The sequence below is a fragment of the Pseudomonas macauensis genome (assembly GCF_047902425.1).
Lineage (GTDB): Bacteria > Pseudomonadota > Gammaproteobacteria > Pseudomonadales > Pseudomonadaceae > Pseudomonas.
In genome coordinates, this window is the sequence record NZ_CP138377.1 from 229,957 (window position 1) to 248,466 (window position 18,510).

Consider the following 18,510-nt stretch of genomic DNA (forward strand, 5'->3'; position numbering starts at 1 on the left):
GGTCATAGTCCCATCAACGACAACATCAGGAAGGTGGCGAACAGCACGAAGTGGGTCATGCCTTCGATGGCGTTGGTCTTGCCGTCATGCAGGTTGAAGCCGGCGACCATCAAGGTGATGAACATCATGCCGGTCTGCAGCGGGGTCATCGCCATCTGGATCGGCTGGCCCTTGAACAGCGCCAGGGCCTCGATCACCGGCACGGTGAGGATCACGGTGGACAGCGAGGCGCCCAGGGCGATGTTGACCACCGGCTGCATGCGGTTGGCCAGGGCTGCGCGCAGCGCGGTGAGGATTTCCGGGCTGGCGGAGATCGCCGCCACCAGAAGCGCCGGCACGATGGGCGGCACGCCGCTGCCTTCCAGGCTGACATCCAGGGCCTTGGACATCACCTCGGCCAGCGCGCCGATCAGCACCACGCCGACCACCAGCAACGCCATGGACTGCTTGCTGCTGCCCGCGGTCTCGTGGCCGTCGGCGTGCTCGCCGTGGGCGGCGTAGTTGTAGCTGAAGAAGTAGCTGTGCTGGCCGGTCTGCATGCGCAGGAACAGGGCATAGAGCATGACCATGCAGCCGATGGTGAAGAAGGAGTAGAGCTTCCACTGCTCGGCGGGGATCAGCTCCGGCACCACCATGGAGATGCCCACGGCGGTGAGAATCATGGTCACGTAGGTCTTGCCCGAGTCGTCGTTGTAGGACTGCTCGCCGTGCTTCAGGCCACCCAGCAGCGCGGCCAGGCCGAGAATGCCGTTCATGTCCAGCATCACCGCGGCGTAGATGGTGTCGCGGGCCAGGGTCGGCGAATGGTTGTGGCCCATCATGATCGCCAGGATCACCACCTCCACCAGCACCGCCGCCAGGGTCAGGATCATGGTGCCGTAGGGCTCGCCGACCTTTTCCGCGAGGATTTCGGCGTGGTGCGCCACCCGCAGCGAGACGCTGATGATCACGGCCAGCAGGACGCTGGCGGTGATCCCGGCGAGCAGCTTGCCGCCGCCCAGCAGCCCATGCTCCAGCGGGTACACTGCCAGCGCCACCAGCAGGGCGAGGATGAGGAATTTTTCGTCTTTGAGCGCACGCAGCATCGAGGGCTATCCATATCCGGTAGGAGCGAGTGCGCCATCTTAGGCAATGCCCGGAAGGCGCACCAGCCGCAGACAGGTGCCTTCGAAAGACGTGCCGAGCCGCCGGGCTGTCAGCGTTCGGCGGTCAGTTCACGCTGTACCCTGCGTAGTTCCTCCGCGATTTCCTCCACCTCGGCCTGCTTTTCCTGCAACTTGGCCTGAGCCTTGGCAATCTTCCCGGGGTCGCCCTTGGCCTGGGCCTTGCGCAGGTCGGCCCGGGCTTCGCGCACGTCCTCCTGTTTGTCGCTCAGTTCGCTCCTCAGCTTCGCCACGTTCTGCTCCGGGGTTCTGCTCGGATCGGCGGAGCCGTTGTGGGCGAAGCAATGGGCGTTGGTTTCGCTCAGCGCCCTTTTCAGCCCGGCTATGCGGTGGACATTGCCGTACTGCTGCGCTTTCTGCAGCTGGTACTCGAGCGCGGCCCGCTTGTGCGCGCAATCCGCGGACGCCAGGGTGGTGAATCCTGCTGTCATGGCGAATGCGAGAGGAAGGACAGTCCATTTCAGCTTGGTCATAGTGAAAATCCTTAAACAAGTTTCACAAGGCAGAAAAGTTTTCTGCCATGACTCAATATAGGACTGTCGTTCCATCTTCCGGTACCGCTCGAAGCCCAAGTTGCCATCGGAATCCGTCTCGATATCTGTAGGTTTATTCGCGGGGCGCTGGACAATCCCCTGCGTCCTTTGCGGGCCGTGCGATAATTTCCCCGACCGCCTGATAACGAGACCTCACCATGTACGACTGGCTCAATGCCCTGCCCAAGGCCGAACTGCACCTGCACCTGGAGGGTTCGCTGGAGCCCGAGCTGCTCTTCGCCCTGGCCGAGCGCAACAAGATCGCCCTGCCCTGGGGCGACGTCGAGAGCCTGCGCCAGGCCTATGCGTTCAACAACCTGCAGGAATTCCTCGATCTCTATTACGCCGGCGCCGACGTGTTGCGCACCGAGCAGGATTTCTACGACCTGACCTGGGCCTACCTTGAGAAGTGCAAGGCGCAGAACGTCATCCACGTCGAGCCGTTCTTCGACCCGCAGACCCACACCGACCGCGGCATCCCCTTCGAAGTGGTGCTGCGCGGCATCCAGGGTGCGCTCAAGGATGGCGAGAAGCAGCTGGGCATCCGCCACGGGCTGATCCTCAGCTTCCTGCGTCATCTGTCCGAGGAGGAGGCGTTCAAGACCCTGGAGCAGGCCCTGCCGTTCCGTGACGCCTTCATCGCCGTTGGCCTGGACAGCTCCGAGGTCGGCCATCCGCCGAGCAAGTTCCAGCGCGTGTTCGACCGCGCCCGCGCCGAAGGCTTCCTCACCGTCGCACACGCCGGCGAAGAGGGCCCGCCGGAGTACATCTGGGAAGCCCTGGACCTGCTCAAGATCGAGCGCATCGACCACGGCGTGCGCGCTATCGAGGACGAGCGCCTGATGCAGCGCATCATTGATGAGCAGATCCCGCTGACCGTCTGCCCGCTGTCCAACACCAAGCTCTGCGTGTTCGACCACATGCGCGAGCACAACATCCTCGACATGCTCGAACGCGGCGTGAAGGTGACGGTGAACTCGGACGACCCGGCCTACTTCGGCGGCTACGTCACCGAGAACTTCCACGCCCTGCACGAGCACCTGGGCATGACCAGGGAGCAGGCGCAGCGGCTGGCGCAGAACAGCCTGGATGCGCGGTTGGTGAAGTGACGCGGCTCGTCAGGGAGCGGGCGGCGCCAGCAGGCCCAGGCCGTCCAGCAGGCGCTCCAGCTCCCGCATGTCCCGCGCCCGTTCGATCTCGCCACTCAGCTTGCTGAAGTCCAGCTCGCCGAACCCGACCACCCGTGCGCCGGCAGCCAGACCGGCGCGCAGGCCGGGCAGGCTGTCGTCCACCACCAGGCAGCGCTCGGGCGCCACGTCCATCCGCCGGGCGGCGTGGTGGATCAGTTCGGGATCGGGCTTCCAGGCGCCGACTTCGTAGGCGCTGATCACGCGCCCGCGAAAGTCGTCCAACAGCCCCGCGCAGTCCAGGCTGGTCTCGATCTTTTCGCGCGGGCCGTTGGAGGCCACACACTTCGCCACCCGCAGCCGGCGCACCAGTTCCACCGCGCCGGACATCGGCTGTAGCCGGGCGCGCAGCCAGGGCAGGCTGCGCTGGCGGTATTCGGCGAGGAAGTCGGCGGGCGCCACCTGTGGATAAAGTCGCCCCAGATGCTCCACCACGTCCTGCAAGCGCTCGCCGCGGTAGATCGGCAGGATGGCGTCCACCGTGGTACGCGCACCACGCTCGTCGAGTAGCCGGACGAGCAGTTCGGCGGACAGCTGCTCGCTGTCCACCAGCGTGCCGTCGCAGTCGAAGATCAGCGCGTCGATCCGCCCCGGCATGTCAGGCCCCGGCCACCGTGGCCGTCAGCGCAGCAGGGAAGTCGTGGTGATAGATGGCCGCCCTCGGCACGTCGAGTATCCCGGTCTTGCGCAACTTGCGCAGTACCCGCGAGTTGGCTTCGCACAGGCGCACCTCGATGCCGCGCCGCTGGAGGTCCTCGATCACCTCCCGCAACGTCTGCAGGCCGGTGATATCCATGAAGGGGACCCGGCGCAGGCGGATGATCAGCACCTTCGGGTCGGTGTGGGTCGTGACCAGGGCGCGCTCGAAGGTTTCCGCTGCGCCGAAGAACAGCGGCCCCTCGATGCTGTAGACCAGCACCCCCGGTGGCAGATCCGCCAGCCCTCGGCCGCGCAGTTCCACCTCCAGTTCCGGGCCTTCGTTGGCATGCACTTCCACCGACGACGCCATGCGCCGCATGAAGTGCAGCATGGCGAGGATCACGCCGATGTTCACCGCGATCACCAGGTCGCTGAACACCGTGAGCAGGAAGGTGATCAGCAGGATTGCCACGTCGGCGCGCGGTGCGCGCTTGACCATGAACAGGAAGTGCCGCATCTCGCTCATGTTCCAGGCCACCACGAAGAGAATCGCCGCCAGCGCGCAGAGCGGAATGTTCGAGGCCAGCGGCGCGAGGAACAGCAGGATCAGCACCAGGGTCGCGGCGTGGGTGACGCCGGCCAGCGGGCTGTTGCCGCCGTTGCGGATGTTGGTGGCGGTGCGGGCGATGGCGCCGGTGGCGGCGAAGCCACCGAACAGTGGGGTGACCAGATTGGCGATGCCCTGGCCGATCAGTTCCTGGTTGGAGTCGTGGCGGGTGCCGGCCATGCCGTCGGCCACCACCGCCGAGAGCAGCGACTCGATGGCGCCGAGCATGGCGATGGCGAAGGCCGGGCCGATCAGCTCCAGCACGCGCGGCAAGGTCACTTCCGGCAGGCTGAAGCTCGGCAGGCCCTGGGGAATGCCGCCGAAGGCGCTGCCGATGGTGGCCACGCCGTTGAAGTGGAACAGTGACTGGATGGCGGTCACCACCACCATCGCCACCAGCGGGCCGGGGACTCGCTGCAGGGCCTTGATGCGCGGCGTGAAGAGCACCAGCGCCAGGCTCAGCAGCGCCAGCAGGGTGGTCGCGATATGCAGTTGCGGCAGCGCCTGCAGCAGGTGCCAGAGCTTCTGGTGGAAGTGTTCGCCGCTGACGGCGGGCAGGCCGAAGAAGTCCTTCCACTGGCCGACCCAGATGATCACCCCGATGCCGGCGGTGAAGCCGACGATCACCGGGGCCGGGATGAAGCGGATGATCGCGCCAAGGCGGCTAGCGCCGAGCAGCACGAGGATGGCGCCGGCCATCAACGTGGCGATCTGCAGGCCGTCGACGCCGTATTTGGCGGTGATCCCGGCGAGGATGACGATGAAGGCGCCGGTGGGCCCGGCGATCTGCACCCGGCTGCCGCCCAGCAGGGAGACCAGTGCGCCGGCCAGGATCGCCGTATAGATGCCTTGTTCCGGCTTGACCCCGCTGGCGATGGCGAAGGCCATGGCCAGTGGCAGTGCCACCACGCCGACGATCACGCCGGCTACCAGGTTGCGTGTCCAGTGCTCACGGCCGAACAGGCCGGCCTTCCAGGCGTCCAGCAGGGCGATCATCGCGGTCTCCGACGGGGTACTGGCTGCAGATACTAACAGGGCGGCGCGCGGTCGGGTGCTGGTGCAGGTCATGGCCGCGGCGTGCTGTCGCAGGTTGAATAGCGTGAACAAAATATTGCACAACCCTGATGGTGCCTGATTTCCAGGCCGTTCCGCAGACGCCTATATATGGGCGTTCATGATGGGTATCGAGACCGTCGATTTGCCAATTGACCGGAAAATTGGCACAATGTGTTCATTATGTTGAACATCAAGGCTCTACCTCTCCCCACTTCCCGCCTGGTTTCGCGCGAGCGTTACTGGACCGGCGACCTCTAGCCCCTCCCTTCGGCTGCCACCTGTTGGTGGCGCCAAGCGCGGCGGAACCTCCGCTGCCCGAGTCGGCGCCACCGAACCCGAACCGAAAACCGCCGCAAGGATGCTGTAGTGCTGTTGCGCGCGGCCGCCCGTGGGAGGGCTTGCATCATGCGTTCCTGGATCTATCTGTTTGCCGCCATTGGCTTTGAAGTCGTTGGCACCACTTCGATGAAATTCACCCATGCGCTGTACCCGGTCGCGGGTCTGCTGCTGATGTACCTGATGGTCGGCCTGTCGTACTACTTCCTGTCCCTGGCCATCAAGCACGTACCGGTGGGCGTGGCCTACGCCCTCTGGGAAGGTATCGGCATCGTGCTGATCTCGCTGGTCAGCGCCGCCTGGTTGGGCGAGGACCTGACCCTGGAGAAAGGGCTGGGCCTGGTCGTGATGATCGCCGGCATCCTGCTGGTGAAGTCCGGTACCCGCAAGAACGAGCGTGAGACCGACATGGAGGCCGTAGCATGCTGAACCATGACCTGATTCCGATGGCCTGGCTGGGCCTGGCCATCGTCCTGGAAGTGATCGCCAACCTGCTGCTGAAATACTCCGACGGTTTCCGCAAGCGCATCCTCGGCGTCACCTCGATTCTCTTCGTGCTGGGTGCCTTCACCGCGCTGTCGCAGGCGGTTCGTGGCATCGAGCTGTCGGTGGCCTACGCGGTGTGGGGCGGCTTCGGCATCCTCGCCACTGTGGCCATGGGCTGGGCCCTGTTCGGCCAGCGCCTGTCCTGGCGCGGCTGGCTGGGCCTGGCGATGCTGATCCTGGGCATGGGCCTGCTGAAGCTGGCCTGATCACCCCGTAGTGACGAAAAGGCGGAGTCTCCGAAAGGGGGCTCCGCCTTTTTCATGGCGCTGTACTTTCATCGTGCTCGGCGCCGTGGACTGGGTCTGTGTCTTTGTAGGTGGGATCGTTCATCTATTGTGTTGAGACACTTCCTACAGCTCTGCTTCCACCGTGAGGCTATGCTCGGTGGGTCCACAGGGCTGTGGATAGTTCGTTCCGATCGATGAGAAGGACCTTCATGATCTCCGTCTACCAACTCAAGTCCCGTTTCCAGAACCTCCTGCGTCCCCAGGTGACCCGCCTTCACCAGCGCGGCGTGACGGCCAACCAGGTGACGCTCGCCGCGTGCGGCGCTTCGCTGCTGGTCGCACTGATCGTGGCGCTGCTCAGCGTCCATACCTGGGTCTTCCTGCTGATTCCGTTGTGGATGTTCGTGCGCATGGCGCTCAACGCCATGGACGGGATGCTCGCCCGTGAATTCGGCCAGCAGTCGAAGCTGGGCGCCTACCTCAATGAACTGACCGACGTGATCGCCGACAGCGCCCTGTACCTGCCGTTCGCCCTGCTGCCGGGCGTCTCGCCGGGGCTGGTGGTGCTGGTGGTGCTGCTGGCGATCATCAGCGAGTACGCCGGTGTGCTGGGCGTGATGGTCGGCGCCTCGCGTCGCTACGACGGCCCGATGGGCAAGAGTGATCGCGCGCTGTGCTTCGGCATCTTCGGTGCGGGGTTGGCGATTGGCCTCTTGCCGCTGGACTGGCTGAACGACCTGCTGGTGGTGGTGGCGGTGCTGCTGGTGCTGACTATCGTCAATCGCGTGCGCCACGGGCTGTCGGAGCAGCGGGAAAAGTCGGCCGCCTGAGCACGTCTCACGGCCTGAACGGCGGGGATGGGATCGTCCCCGAAGCCATTGAACAGAGGAAGTCATGCGCGAATCTTCGAATCACCACTTCGTTACCCACGACGGCGTCGAGCTGTTCTATCGCCACTGGCCCGCTGCGCCGGCCGCTGATGCGCCACGCCGCGCGGTGCTGCTGTTCCATCGCGGCCACGAACACTCCGGGCGCATCGCCCATCTGGCCGATGAACTGGACATGCCCGGCTTCGACATCTTCGCCTGGGACGCCCGCGGCCACGGCCAGTCCCCCGGCGCGCGTGGCGACAGCCCGAGCTTTGGTACCAGCGTGCGTGACATACAGACCTTCGTCGAACACATCACCGCCACCCATGGCATCGCCATCCGCGAGATGGCGGTGGTGGCGCAGAGCGTCGGCGCCGTTCTGGTTTCCACCTGGGTGCACGACTACGCGCCGCCGATCCGCAGCCTGGTGCTCGCCTCGCCGGCGTTCAAGGTCAAGCTCTACGTGCCCTTCGCCCGGCCGGGGCTGAAGCTGGCCCGCTGGTGGCGCGGCAACTTCTTCGTCAACAGCTACGTCAAATCCAGTTTCCTCACCCACGACCCCGAGCGCATCGCCTCCTTCGACAGCGACCCGCTGATTGCCCGGGCCATTTCGGTGAACGTGCTGCTCGGCCTGTATGAGGCGGCCGAGCGCGTGGTGGCCGACGCCCAGGCGATCCAGGTGCCGACCCAACTGCTGGTCTCCGGCTCGGACTTCGTGGTGCACCGCAAGCCGCAGCAGCGCTTCTTCGACAACCTCGGTACGGCGCGCAAGGAGCTGCACGTTCTGCCCGGCTTCTTCCACGACACCCTTGGCGAGCTGCATCGCGAACAGGCGGTGAGCCGTGCCCGGCGTTTCATGCTCGAATGCTTCGCCCGCGCGCCGGAGCGTCCCGACCTGCGCGACGCCGACCGCTTCGGCTACACCTGCGCCGAGGCCGAGGCGCTGGCGACGCCTCTGCCCAACTGGTCGATCCGCGACCTCTACTGGCGGGCTACCCGCGCCAACATGCGCCTTGGCCGGTTGCTGTCCGACGGCATCAACCTGGGCTTCCAGACCGGCTTCGACTCGGGCAGCACCCTCGACTACGTCTACCGCAACCAGCCCGCAGGCGCCGGTCCCGTGGGCCGCATGATCGACCGCACCTATCTGGAGTCTGCCGGCTGGCGCGGTATCCGCCAGCGCAAGGTGAACATCGAGGAACTGCTGCGCCTGGCCATGGCCGAGCTGCGCAAGCAAGGCCGTGAGGTGCGCATCCTCGATATTGCCGCCGGCCACGGGCGCTACATCCTCGAAGCGCTGCAAGGCGTCGAGCCGTTGCCGGAGAGCGTGCTGCTGCGTGACTACAGCGAGCTGAACGTGCGCGAAGGCTCGGCACTGATCGAGCGGCTGGGTCTGAAGGACCGCGCCCGTTTCGTGCAGGGCGACGCCTTCGATGGCGCTGACCTCGCTGCCGTCGAACCGAAGCCGAGCCTGGCGGTGGTCTCCGGCCTCTACGAACTGTTTGCCGACAATGGGATGGTCAGCGGCTCGCTGGCCGGCCTCGGCGAGGCGGTCGAAGAGGGCGGTTACCTGATCTACACCGGCCAGCCCTGGCACCCGCAACTGGAGCTGATCGCCCGCGCCCTGACCAGCCACCGCGCCGGCCAGGCCTGGGTGATGCGCCGGCGCACGCAGCTGGAGATGGATCAGCTGGTGGAGGCCGCCGGCTTCCGCAAGCTGGCCCAGCGCATCGACGAGGACGGCATCTTCACCGTGTCCCTGGCCCGCCGGGAGCGCAGCTGATGGCGGCAGCAATGCCGGCGCGCGATCCCGGCGGGCTGCGCCGGGCGGTGATCTGGCTGGTGTTCCTCGGGCCGTTCTTTTTCGCCAGCTACGGTTTCGCCAACTGGGCAGCGGCGCAGCGCGAGGTGGTCGGCGTATGGGTGTTCGACTGGGAGCGCGGCATGCCGCTGTGGCCCTGGACGATCATCCCGTACTGGTCCATCGACCTGCTCTATGGCCTGTCCTTCCTGCTGCCGCGCACCCGCCGCGAGCTGGACAGCCACGCCCTGCGCCTGCTCAGCGCGCAGGTGATCGCGGTGAGCTGCTTCCTGCTCTTCCCGCTGCGCTTCAGCTTCGAGCGTCCGGCGCTGGAGGGCGTGTTCGGCTGGTTGTTCGACCTGCTGATGGGTTTCGACAAGCCGTTCAACCAGGCGCCTTCGCTGCACATCGCGCTGTTGGTGATCCTCTGGGTCGCCTACGGCCGCTATGCCGGTGGCCTGTGGCGCTGGCTGCTGCACGGCTGGTTCGCGCTGATCGGCCTGTCGGTACTGACCACCTGGCAGCACCATTTCATCGACGTGCCGACCGGCGCGCTGGCCGGCTGGCTGTGTGTCTGGCTGTGGCCCCGCGAGGGCCGCTCGCCCATTGCCGCCTGGAAGCTGAGCGGTGATCCGCGCCGGCTGCGCTTGGCGGCTTTCTACGCCATCGGATCGGCGTTGTGCGCGACGCTGGCATCTGCCGGTGGCGGGGCGTGGCTCTGGCTGTGCTGGCCGTCGGCATCGCTGGCGCTGGTCGCGCTCTGTTACCTGGGCATCGGCGCGGAGGGCTTCCAGAAGCACACGGACGGTCGGCACTCGCTGGCAGTCTCCTGGCTGCTGGCGCCCTATCTGCTGGGCGCCTGGATCAATTCCCGCGCCTGGACGCGCCGCCATCCCCAGCCGGACGAAGTGCTGCCCGGCCTCTGGCTCGGCCGCCTGCCCGGCGCTGCCGATCTGGCAGCAAGGCCGGACCTCGCCGTTCTTGATCTATGCGCCGAGCTGCCGTGTGCGGCGCACAGCGAAGGCTATGCCTCGTTGCCGCTGCTCGATCTGGTGGCGCCCAGTGCCGAACAGTGCCGGACCGGCGCCGAACTGATCGATACGTTGCGCAGCCAAGGCCCGCTGCTGGTGTGCTGTGCGCTGGGCTATTCGCGCAGTGCCACGGTGGTCGCCGCCTGGCTGCTGATTTCCGGACGCGCCGCCACGCTCGAGGACGCCGTGGCGCAGCTGCGCCGGGCGCGCCCGCAGGTGGTGCTCAAGGCCGAACAACTGGCGGTGCTGGCGCAGATCGCCGGCCAGCCGCACTTGCCGCAGGAGGTGAGCCATGTCGGTTGATCCGGGCCTGATCCTGGTCGCGAGCCTCCTGCGCCGCGGCAGCAGCCTCAATGGGCTGTCCTCGGCGCTGACCGTGCTCGCCCTGGCGCTCGGCTTCTACGGTGTGCTGATGGCCAGCGCCACGCTGGCGTTCAGCCTGTGCATGGCGCTGCTGGTGCTGCTGGGCCTGGTGCAGAAGTTCTACGCCATGCGCGTGGCGCTGGATGCCGATCTGTTCCAGGCCATGGCGAATGCCGGGGATGCGTTGCCGGAGAAAACCCGTCAGCTGGACGACGCGCTCGCCACTTACGCCGGCGTACCTGCGGACAAAGCCGGCCGCCCCTGGAGCGAGCGCAGTCGCGGCGCGCTCGCCCTGTTGCGTCGGCAGGCGCTGTTTTGTGTGGCGCAGTGGCTGCTCGCGCTGCTGTGCCTGATCACCCTGACCTTCCAATCCTGAGGAACGTACCCGGAATGCTGGAACGACTCTTCGCCTACGCCATCATCGCCGGTGCCCGTGCGGTGACCGGCCTGCGCAGCTTGTGGATCGGCACCACGCCGATTCCGGCGCAGCGCATCTACTACGCCAACCACAGCAGTCACGGCGATTTCGTCCTGCTCTGGGCTTCGCTGCCCCCAGAGCTGCGCGCCCGCACCCGGCCGGTGGCTGGCATGGACTACTGGGGCAAGGGCGGCCTGCGTGGCTTCATCATCAATCGCGTGTTCCATGGCGTGCTGATCGACCGCCAGGGCACGGCCGAAGGCCGCAATCCGCTGGAGCCGGTGGAGCAGGCGCTGGCCGATGGCGACTCGCTGATCCTGTTCCCCGAAGGCACGCGCAACCTCGACGAGGAGGTGCGCCTGCTGCCATTCAAGAGCGGCATTTATCACCTGTCCAAAAAACATCCAGAGGTGGAGCTGGTGCCGGTGTGGCTCGACAACCTCAACCGTGTGATGCCCAAGGGGCGCGCGCTGCCGTTGCCGCTGCTGTGCACTCTGAGCTTCGGCGCGCCGCTGGCGGTGCAGGAGGGCGAGGGCAAGGAGGCCTTCCTCGAACGCGCCCGCGAGGCGCTGCTCAAGCTCGCTGCGCCGGAGGGCCACTGAGATGAACCAGACCTGGCTGCTCTTCGGTGGCATCGGCGCCATCCTCGTTCTCGCTTCGCTGGTCGGCGCGGTGCTGCGCTGGAAGGCGCCGCCCGGACCGCATGCGGTGATCGACAACCTCAACGCGCGGATCAATGCCTGGTGGGTGATGGTCGCGGTGATCGGCGGTGCCTTCGCGCTCGGTCACTGGGCGGTGATCCTGTTGTTCTACGGCGTGTCCTTCTATGCCTTGCGCGAGTTCCTCACGCTGATGCCGACCCGCCGCAGCGACTACCCGGCGCTGGTGGCGGCGTTCTACTTCGTGCTGCCGATGCAGTACCTGCTGATCGGCATCAAGTGGTACGGGCTGTTCTCCATCTTCATCCCGGTCTACATGTTCCTCCTGCTGCCGATCCTCGCCTCGCTGGGCGGCGACTCCAAGCATTTCCTCGAACGTGCCTCGAAGGTGCAGTGGGGGCTGATGCTGGCGGTGTTCTGCATCTCCTTCGTGCCGGCGCTGCTGACGCTGGACATCGCCGGCTACGAGGGCCGCAACCTGCTGCTGATCGCCTTCCTGGTGATCGTCGTGCAGCTCTCTGACGTGCTGCAGTACGTCTGCGGCAAGCTGTTCGGCAAGCGCAAGATCGCGCCGAACCTGTCGCCGTCCAAAACCGTGGAAGGCTTCGTCGGCGGCGTGGCGCTGGCCACCCTGGTCGGCGGCGCATTGTGGTGGATCACGCCGTTCAAGCCCTGGCAGGCGCTGCTGATCGCGCTGATGATCAACATCCTCGGCTTCTTCGGTGGGCTGGTGATGTCGGCGATCAAGCGCGACCGGGGTGTGAAGGACTGGGGCCACATGATCGAGGGCCACGGCGGCATGCTCGACCGCCTGGATTCGGTGTGTTTCGCGGCGCCGGTGTTCTTCCATTTCGTGCGCTATTGGTGGACCTGACGAGCGGCGGGCCAGGTAGGACGGGCCTCAGGCTCGGATGAGCGAGTTTTTCCAGCACTGGCCGGTGCCGCCGCATTTCCGGGCGCGGGTTCGCGGCTACGCTTGATTGGGTCGCTGGCAATTCGCCGTATGGCCAGCGAGGCGCCAGGGCGGGCAGTCAGTCGACTCACTGCGAGGCCACAAGCAAATGGGAACTCACTCCATTGTTGAGCTCTTTTGGCGTACTTTCGGCGGAGTACGCCCATGAACACGCTATTTGACGGTATTTTCTCCCCCGCCTGCCTGATCACGGCTACCGGTGCGTTCTGCACCGAGGCGGTGATCGCATCATTGCGTGGCCACTCGTCAGCGCGACTGATAGGGACCAACATTCAGCCCCCGGAGTGGTGCGCCACCTCGGCGTTGCTGGATGCCGCCTATCAGGTGCCCCCTGCACGGGACGTGGACGCTTACATCCGCCGCGTACTGTCGATCTGCGAGGCCGAGCGGGTGACCCATGTGCTGCCGCAGATCGATCCAGAGATCGATGCGTTCGCGCTGCATCATGAGCTGTTCACCTCCCGTGGCATCACCCTGTGCATGCCGCCGCTGGACACCATCCACATCGCCCGTGACAAGTGGCGGGTGTTCCAGGCCTTCGAGGATGTCCAGGGCATCCGCGCCATTCCCACCTGGCGCCTGCAGGACCTGCCAGTGCCGGGGCTGGAGCTGCCGCTGATCGCCAAGCCATGCGACGGCCGCAACTGCGAAGGGCTGGTGCGTATCCACGACCCGGACTATCTGCGCTACATCCAGGACAAGTGCCAGGATCGCGAATACATCGTGCAGCCGCTGCTACCCGGAGAGGTGTGCGTCGTCGACGTGGTACGGCACGCCGGCACCGGGCAGTGGGCCGGCATGGCCCGGCAGGAACTGGTGCGTACCTCCAACGGCGCCGGCCTGACCGTGCAGATGCTGCCCGATGCGTCGCTGGTCGAAGCCGCGGGCCGGGTCGCACAGGTGCTCGGCGTGAATGGCTGCATCAACATGGAATTCCTCGTCCATGAAGGCGACGCACTGCTGATGGACGTGAACCCGAGGTTTTCCGGTGGGATCGCCTTCACCAGGCTCTCCGGCTACGACATGGTGCTCAACCATTTCCGCTGCTTCTCGCGTAGCGAACTGGATGCGCCGGTCGTGCCGGCACCGGCGATCCATGCGCGGCATTACGTGGAGGTCACCACAGTCAGCGGGATGTAGGGGGGCGTTCCCGAGCGTGATACCGCATGGCGCGCTGCGCGCAGGTTCAATCCTGGGCGCGCCGCGTCGTCGGTGATCTGCTGCGCCGCGAATCTGGGGCGCGAAATTCCCAACCTTTCATCATCCGGCGCGCCGTTGCAGCAATACAGCAGATACTCTGCAACGTGCGCTGCGCGATTGCGCGCAGTGCTGCGTTTTTGCATACACCCTTCCACGCCACCCCACGGCGCACGGGCGTTTCAGGCTGGCATGCAACATGCCTTGCTCCTCCTGCCGGCCGCCTGGCGGCCGCACCGCCGTGTTGGGAATTTGCATTTGGAGATCTGCCTTGGAGGGAGAAATGGACCCGCTAAAACTGCTGCTGGAGAGAGGCCTGCTGCTGTCCGACAGCCTCACGTCCCAGGGACGCTTCATCGAAGTTTCCGCCGAGCAGACCGACCAGCTCGGTTATGCGCCCGGTTCGCTGGATGGCCAGGGCGCCGAGCTGATCTACACCGCCGACTCGCTGAACGCGCTGATGCAGCTGTTCGCCAACCCACCGGCCGATGAGCGCGTACAGGACCTGGAACTGACCCTGATCCGCCACAACGGCGGTCTGTTGCCGGTGCTCGCCAGCGGCGTGCTGCAGTGGCGCGACGGCGAGCCGGCGCGCCTGCACCTGGTGAAGATGCCGCTGGGGCCGATCAGCCGCCGCCTGGGCGAGCTGCAGAGTGCCAACGAAGTGATGAGCCAGATGCTCTTCAGCGCGCGGGTCGCCTACTGGTGCATCGAGTTCGCCGAGTCCGTGGACGTGCGCGAGACGCCCGACGAGATCGTCCGCCAGGTGTTCGAAAACCGCTCCTACTGGCGTATGTGCAACCGCGCCATGGCCAACATCTACGAGATGCCCGCCGACGTCGACTTCAGCGAACAGCCGGTGCGCCTGTACTGGCCGCGCAGCCCGGCCAACGAGGAATTCGTGCGGCGCCTGATCGAGGCGGACTTCCACGTCGATGGCGCGCTGTCGGTGGACCGCCGCCACGACGGCTCGCCTGCCTATGTGGAGAACGATGTGCGCGCCAGTATCCACAACGGCCGCATGCTGCGGATGTGGGGCAGCCTGCGCGACGTCAGCCAGGAACTGCGCATGCAGCACGATGCCGAGCAGCGCATCGAAGCGTTGCGCCGGGTGTTCGACGCGGTGCCCGACGCCGTGCTGGTGATCGACGAGGCGGCCCAGCCGCAATGGCGCAACGCGGCCTTCGAGCAGACCTTCGGCATCACCCGCGCCGCCGGCCTGGCCTCCACACTGAACCGCATGCCCCTGCCCGAGCGCACCTGGCAGGTGCTCGACCTGCCCGACCAGTTCGGCAACTACCAATCCTTCAACAGCCACTGCTCGCGCATCCTCATCCGCGAGGGCGTGGCCTGGCGCGTCTTCGTGCTGCGCCAGGCGAACAAGGCGACGGAGCTGCATCCATGAGCGAAGAAGGTTTCTTCGCGTCCCCGCGCATGGGCATGCGCTCCTCGGTAAGCGCCTCCGGGGAGATGCTTTCCGCGCTGTTGGAGACGCCGGCGCTGCATGCCCTGCTGGACAGCTTCAGCGAGGCGCTGATCGTCTGCGACGGCGACTCGCGGGTGCGCTTCATCAACCTTGCCGCGGAGCGGGTCAACCGCGTCACCCGCGTCGATGTGTTGGGCCTGCCGGACGTGGATTTCTTCCAGCGCTCCGCGCTGCAGTTCGACGATTTCCAGCAGGCCCTGCGGCGCGGCGGCAAGAGTGCGTTGACCCGCTCCCGCGATGGCCGGGTGTTCCTCACCCGGGCCCAGGCGGTACCGACGACGGCCTACGAGAAGCCCTACTGCCTGCTGATCCAGCGCGAATACGAGCCGGGCACGGCGGGCAGCCTGCGCAGCCCTTCCGGGCGGGCCTCGACCACCGACCTGCAAGGCCTGGGCGACCCGCAGGACAACGCGCTGCACATGTCGCCGCTGCTGTCCTCCATCGCCGACATGGGTGTGCGTGCCTTCCGCCGTCGCGCGCGCCTGCTGCTGCTCGGCGAGCCCGGCGTGGGCAAGACCGCCATTGCCCGGCACATCCACCGCGCCGCCGGCTGGGGCGACCGGCCCTTCATTGACGTGAACTGCGCGAGCATCCCGGAAACCCTGTTCGAGTCGGAGATGTTCGGCTACGAGCGCGGCGCCTTCACCGGCGCGCTGCAGTCGGGCAAGCGCGGCTATATCGAAAGCGCCTCGGGCGGCACGCTGTTCCTTGACGAGATCGGCGAGATCCCGCAGCAGGTGCAGGCCAAGCTGCTCAAGTTCCTGGAAGACGGCACCATCCAGCCGGTGGGTTCGCCGCTGTCGAAACAGGTCCAGGTGCAGGTGATCGCCGCCACCAACAAGGATCTGCGCGCCCAGGTGGCGGCCGGCGAATTCCGCGCCGACCTCTACTACCGCCTGGCCGTGCTGCCGGTGGAAATCCCGCCGCTGCGCGCCCACCGCGACGACCTTCCGGTGCTGATGGACATCCTCCTGGCGCGCATCAACCGCGACCGCCAGCCGCTGCTGCGGTTGTCCTCGGCGTGCCGGGAGCGCCTGCTGGCCTACGACTTCCCCGGCAACATCCGCGAGCTGGTGAACATCTTCGAGCGCCTCGCCGTGCTGGCCGACGACGTGGCGGAAGAGCTGCACCTGCCGCCGGAACTGCTCGGCGCGCCGCCGGCCGGCAGTCCCGTCGCCGCCGACGAACCGGCTGCGGCCATCGACGATCAGCCACTCAAGGCCCAGGTGCAGCGCTACGAGCGCCAGGTCATCCTGCGCGCCGTGCGCCTGTGCGGCAGCAAGCGCAAGGCGGCGATCCACCTGGGTATCGACGTCGGCACCTTGATCCGCAAGTTGCAGCGGGACGAGTGAGCGCCGCCTGATAGTCCGCGATTTTCTGAAAAGCCCCTCACCCCAGCCCTCTCCCAAAGGGAGAGGGGGCCGTCTGGAGCGCGCGAGTGATTGCGAGTCAGCCGGCGAGCTCGCAAGGTGAAGCTCATGCCGATCAGTCCCCTCTCCCTCCGGGAGAGGGTTAGGGTGAGGGCGGCCGAAGGCCCCGAGTTGCGACAAGGTTCGCGAGCAAGCTCGCTCCTACAGACAGCATTTCCTCAGCACCCGATCACGCCGTCATCACTACTCTTCAAAAACGCTCCTGCGACAATCCACCGCTGCAAGCCTGCCTACAGGCGTTGTCATTTCTGCTTACACCTCTGATCTCATATTTTTACTTTTCCTTTAAATTTCAATTGCTTAACTATTTGGCACAGTCTGTGCCCTGTCTCCTGCGACCCGTGACCGTGCACGGGTCCTCGAATCGCGCCGGCGCTCCTGACTTCAGAGAGCCGGCAGTTCTGGAGGCACAAGAATAATGCTCATCACAGGTATCAAGAGCCGGCCGGTCTACGACCAGTTGCGCCCGCTCGCTGGTGGCCACCACCACATCATCGCCGGCCAGGGCAGCGGCGGCGCCGCCATGCTCCGCCTGCTCGCCGACATGCCGCGCACAGCGCCCATCCGCGTGCTGTATTCCACCGAGACTTTCTCCGGCCAGGATCACCTCGCCGCGCTGCGCGACATCACCGACGTGGAGCTGGCGATCTACCCGAGCAACCGCGCGCTGGTCGATGACCTGCACGCCCTGCTGGGCCAGTCGCGCATGGGCACCCGCCTGTATCTGGCCGGCTCGGAAAGCTTCATCGGCACCGCCATGCAGGCCGCCGACGCGATCAACCTGAACAAGGACGAGGTGCTGCGCGAACACGCCGGCTCCTTCGTACGTCGCGTCTGGTGCGTGCACTGCGACGGCTACACCGAGAACGTCACCCAGCGCGTCTTCGAGTGTCCGCACTGCGCCCGCACCCTGGTGGTCCGCGACCACTACTCCCGCCGCCTCGCGGCCTTCCAGGCGGTGAAGGCCGACGCCGAAGTCCCCGGCGAACTGCCCGAAGCCGAGGAGCTCGACACATGAGCCAGTCCAACGGAACCCTCAACGTCCGCGTCACCCGCATCGAGCAGGTGACCCCGGAGATCAAGCGCTTCACCCTGGCCTCCACCGACGGCGCGCACCTGACGCCGTTCTCCGGCGGCAGCAACGTCGTGGTGCTGATGCCCCACGCGACCGGCACCTACCGCAACGCCTACTCGCTGATGAGTTCGCCCTACGACGCCAGCGCCTACCAGATCGCCGTGCGCCGCGTGGAAGAAGGTCGTGGCGGCTCGAAGTACATGCACGACGTGGTGAAGGAAGGCGACGAGCTGGAAATCCTGCGCCCGGTGAACCTGTTCCCGCTGAGCAAGCACGCGCGCCTGCACCTGTTCATCGCCGGCGGCGTGGGCATCACCCCGGTGTGCTCGCAACTGGCCGAACTGCGCCTGCGCGGCACGCCCTTCGAAGTGCACCTGGCGGTGCGCGGCGACGCCCATGCGCGCCTGGGCGAAGAACTGCGGCAGGAATACGGCGACGCCGTGCGCGTGTACCGCGACGACCGTGGCGAGCGCCTGAACATTGCCGAAGTGCTGGCCGACCGGCCGCTGGGCAGCGACGTCTACGTCTGCGGTCCCGAGGGGATGATCCAGGCGACGATCGACGCCGCCCACGCCCACGGCTGGACCGACAGCCACATCCACTATGAGCGCTTCCTCGAACAGGGCAGCGTCGGCGAGGCGTTCCAGGTCACCCTGGCGCGCAGCGGCGCGACCATCCAGGTGTCGCCCGACCAGAGCCTGCTGGAGGCCGCCGAGGCCGCCGGCCACGAGATCCCGTACCTGTGCCGCGGCGGCGCTTGCGGCATGTGCGAGACCAACGTCCTGGAGCTGGACGGAGAAATCCTCCACACCGACGACTGGCTGTCCGACGAGGACAAGGCCGCCAACAAGAAAATCATGCCCTGCGTGTCGCGTGCCAAGTGCTCGCGGCTGGTCATCGACTGCTGAGCCGGA

General features: G+C 66.3%; 19 protein-coding genes. 14 read left to right on the top strand and 5 right to left on the bottom strand.

Annotation, left to right across the window (positions count from 1 at the left end):
• Positions 1–2 precede the first annotated feature (2 nt).
• Positions 3–1,085, bottom strand: coding sequence for a calcium:proton antiporter (locus tag SD196_RS01050; RefSeq protein WP_343576302.1), 1,083 nt, complete (start codon positions 1,083–1,085; stop codon positions 3–5).
• 110 nt (positions 1,086–1,195) lie between these two features.
• On the bottom strand, positions 1,196–1,636 hold the full coding sequence (locus SD196_RS01055; RefSeq protein ID WP_275609648.1) for a DUF1090 domain-containing protein: 441 nt from the start codon (positions 1,634–1,636) through the stop codon (positions 1,196–1,198).
• Positions 1,637–1,854: 218 nt separating this feature from the next.
• Between SD196_RS01055 and SD196_RS01060 the strand changes: the two genes are divergently transcribed.
• Positions 1,855–2,805 (top strand): adenosine deaminase, encoded by a 951-nt coding sequence (locus tag SD196_RS01060; protein WP_275609649.1) that lies wholly within the window; start codon positions 1,855–1,857, stop codon positions 2,803–2,805.
• A gap of 9 nt (positions 2,806–2,814) precedes the next feature.
• Here the strand turns inward: SD196_RS01060 and SD196_RS01065 are convergent, their stop codons facing one another.
• On the bottom strand, positions 2,815–3,480 hold the full coding sequence (locus SD196_RS01065) for an HAD family hydrolase (RefSeq protein WP_416310972.1): 666 nt from the start codon (positions 3,478–3,480) through the stop codon (positions 2,815–2,817).
• Between the two features lies 1 nt (position 3,481).
• Positions 3,482–5,125, bottom strand: a complete 1,644-nt coding sequence (locus SD196_RS01070; RefSeq protein ID WP_416310973.1) for a SulP family inorganic anion transporter — start codon at positions 5,123–5,125, stop codon at positions 3,482–3,484.
• 525 nt (positions 5,126–5,650) lie between these two features.
• Between SD196_RS01070 and SD196_RS01075 the strand changes: the two genes are divergently transcribed.
• From SD196_RS01075 to SD196_RS01115, 9 genes are all read left to right on the top strand, one after another.
• Positions 5,651–5,950, top strand: a complete 300-nt coding sequence (locus tag SD196_RS01075; protein WP_371234591.1) for an SMR family transporter — start codon at positions 5,651–5,653, stop codon at positions 5,948–5,950.
• A complete protein-coding gene (mdtI, locus tag SD196_RS01080; protein ID WP_371232382.1) occupies positions 5,944–6,273 on the top strand; it encodes a multidrug/spermidine efflux SMR transporter subunit MdtI in 330 nt (109 codons plus the stop codon). The genes SD196_RS01075 and mdtI overlap by 7 nt, the downstream gene beginning before the upstream one ends.
• A 230-nt stretch (positions 6,274–6,503) precedes the next feature.
• Positions 6,504–7,124 (top strand): CDP-alcohol phosphatidyltransferase family protein, encoded by a 621-nt coding sequence (locus SD196_RS01085; protein ID WP_343576315.1) that lies wholly within the window; start codon positions 6,504–6,506, stop codon positions 7,122–7,124.
• A gap of 64 nt (positions 7,125–7,188) precedes the next feature.
• Positions 7,189–8,946, top strand: a complete 1,758-nt coding sequence (locus tag SD196_RS01090; RefSeq protein ID WP_343576317.1) for a bifunctional alpha/beta hydrolase/class I SAM-dependent methyltransferase — start codon at positions 7,189–7,191, stop codon at positions 8,944–8,946.
• An 11-nt stretch (positions 8,947–8,957) separates the two neighbouring features.
• Entirely contained in the window at positions 8,958–10,298 is a 1,341-nt protein-coding gene (locus SD196_RS01095; protein ID WP_343576529.1) for a phosphatase PAP2/dual specificity phosphatase family protein, read from the top strand.
• Positions 10,288–10,734 (top strand): hypothetical protein, encoded by a 447-nt coding sequence (locus tag SD196_RS01100; protein ID WP_331315433.1) that lies wholly within the window; start codon positions 10,288–10,290, stop codon positions 10,732–10,734. Before SD196_RS01095 ends, SD196_RS01100 begins: the two co-directional genes overlap by 11 nt.
• 14 nt (positions 10,735–10,748) lie before the next feature.
• Entirely contained in the window at positions 10,749–11,378 is a 630-nt protein-coding gene (locus SD196_RS01105) for a lysophospholipid acyltransferase family protein (protein ID WP_275609657.1), read from the top strand.
• A 1-nt stretch (position 11,379) separates the two neighbouring features.
• Positions 11,380–12,309 carry a phosphatidate cytidylyltransferase gene (locus SD196_RS01110; protein WP_331315435.1) on the top strand — a complete coding sequence of 310 codons (930 nt, stop codon included), beginning with the start codon at positions 11,380–11,382 and terminating at the stop codon, positions 12,307–12,309.
• A 243-nt stretch (positions 12,310–12,552) separates the two neighbouring features.
• Positions 12,553–13,548, top strand: a complete 996-nt coding sequence (locus SD196_RS01115; protein WP_275609659.1) for an ATP-grasp domain-containing protein — start codon at positions 12,553–12,555, stop codon at positions 13,546–13,548.
• On the opposite strand, the gene SD196_RS01120 is transcribed toward SD196_RS01115, so the two are convergent.
• A complete protein-coding gene (locus SD196_RS01120) occupies positions 13,515–13,751 on the bottom strand; it encodes a hypothetical protein (protein WP_275609660.1) in 237 nt (78 codons plus the stop codon). The two genes, SD196_RS01115 and SD196_RS01120, sit on opposite strands and share 34 nt — an antisense overlap.
• Before the next feature lie 137 nt (positions 13,752–13,888).
• On the opposite strand from SD196_RS01120, the gene SD196_RS01125 reads away from it, so the two are divergent.
• The 4 genes from SD196_RS01125 to SD196_RS01140 all read left to right on the top strand — a co-directional run bounded on the left by SD196_RS01125 (position 13,889) and on the right by SD196_RS01140 (position 18,504).
• A complete protein-coding gene (locus tag SD196_RS01125) occupies positions 13,889–15,010 on the top strand; it encodes a PAS domain-containing protein (protein ID WP_343576323.1) in 1,122 nt (373 codons plus the stop codon).
• A complete protein-coding gene (locus SD196_RS01130; protein WP_343576326.1) occupies positions 15,007–16,443 on the top strand; it encodes a sigma-54 interaction domain-containing protein in 1,437 nt (478 codons plus the stop codon). The genes SD196_RS01125 and SD196_RS01130 overlap by 4 nt, the downstream gene beginning before the upstream one ends.
• Before the next feature lie 496 nt (positions 16,444–16,939).
• Positions 16,940–17,539 (top strand): dimethylamine monooxygenase subunit DmmA family protein, encoded by a 600-nt coding sequence (locus SD196_RS01135; RefSeq protein WP_275609663.1) that lies wholly within the window; start codon positions 16,940–16,942, stop codon positions 17,537–17,539.
• Positions 17,536–18,504, top strand: a complete 969-nt coding sequence (locus tag SD196_RS01140; RefSeq protein ID WP_331315444.1) for a PDR/VanB family oxidoreductase — start codon at positions 17,536–17,538, stop codon at positions 18,502–18,504. The genes SD196_RS01135 and SD196_RS01140 overlap by 4 nt, the downstream gene beginning before the upstream one ends.
• Positions 18,505–18,510 lie beyond the last annotated feature (6 nt).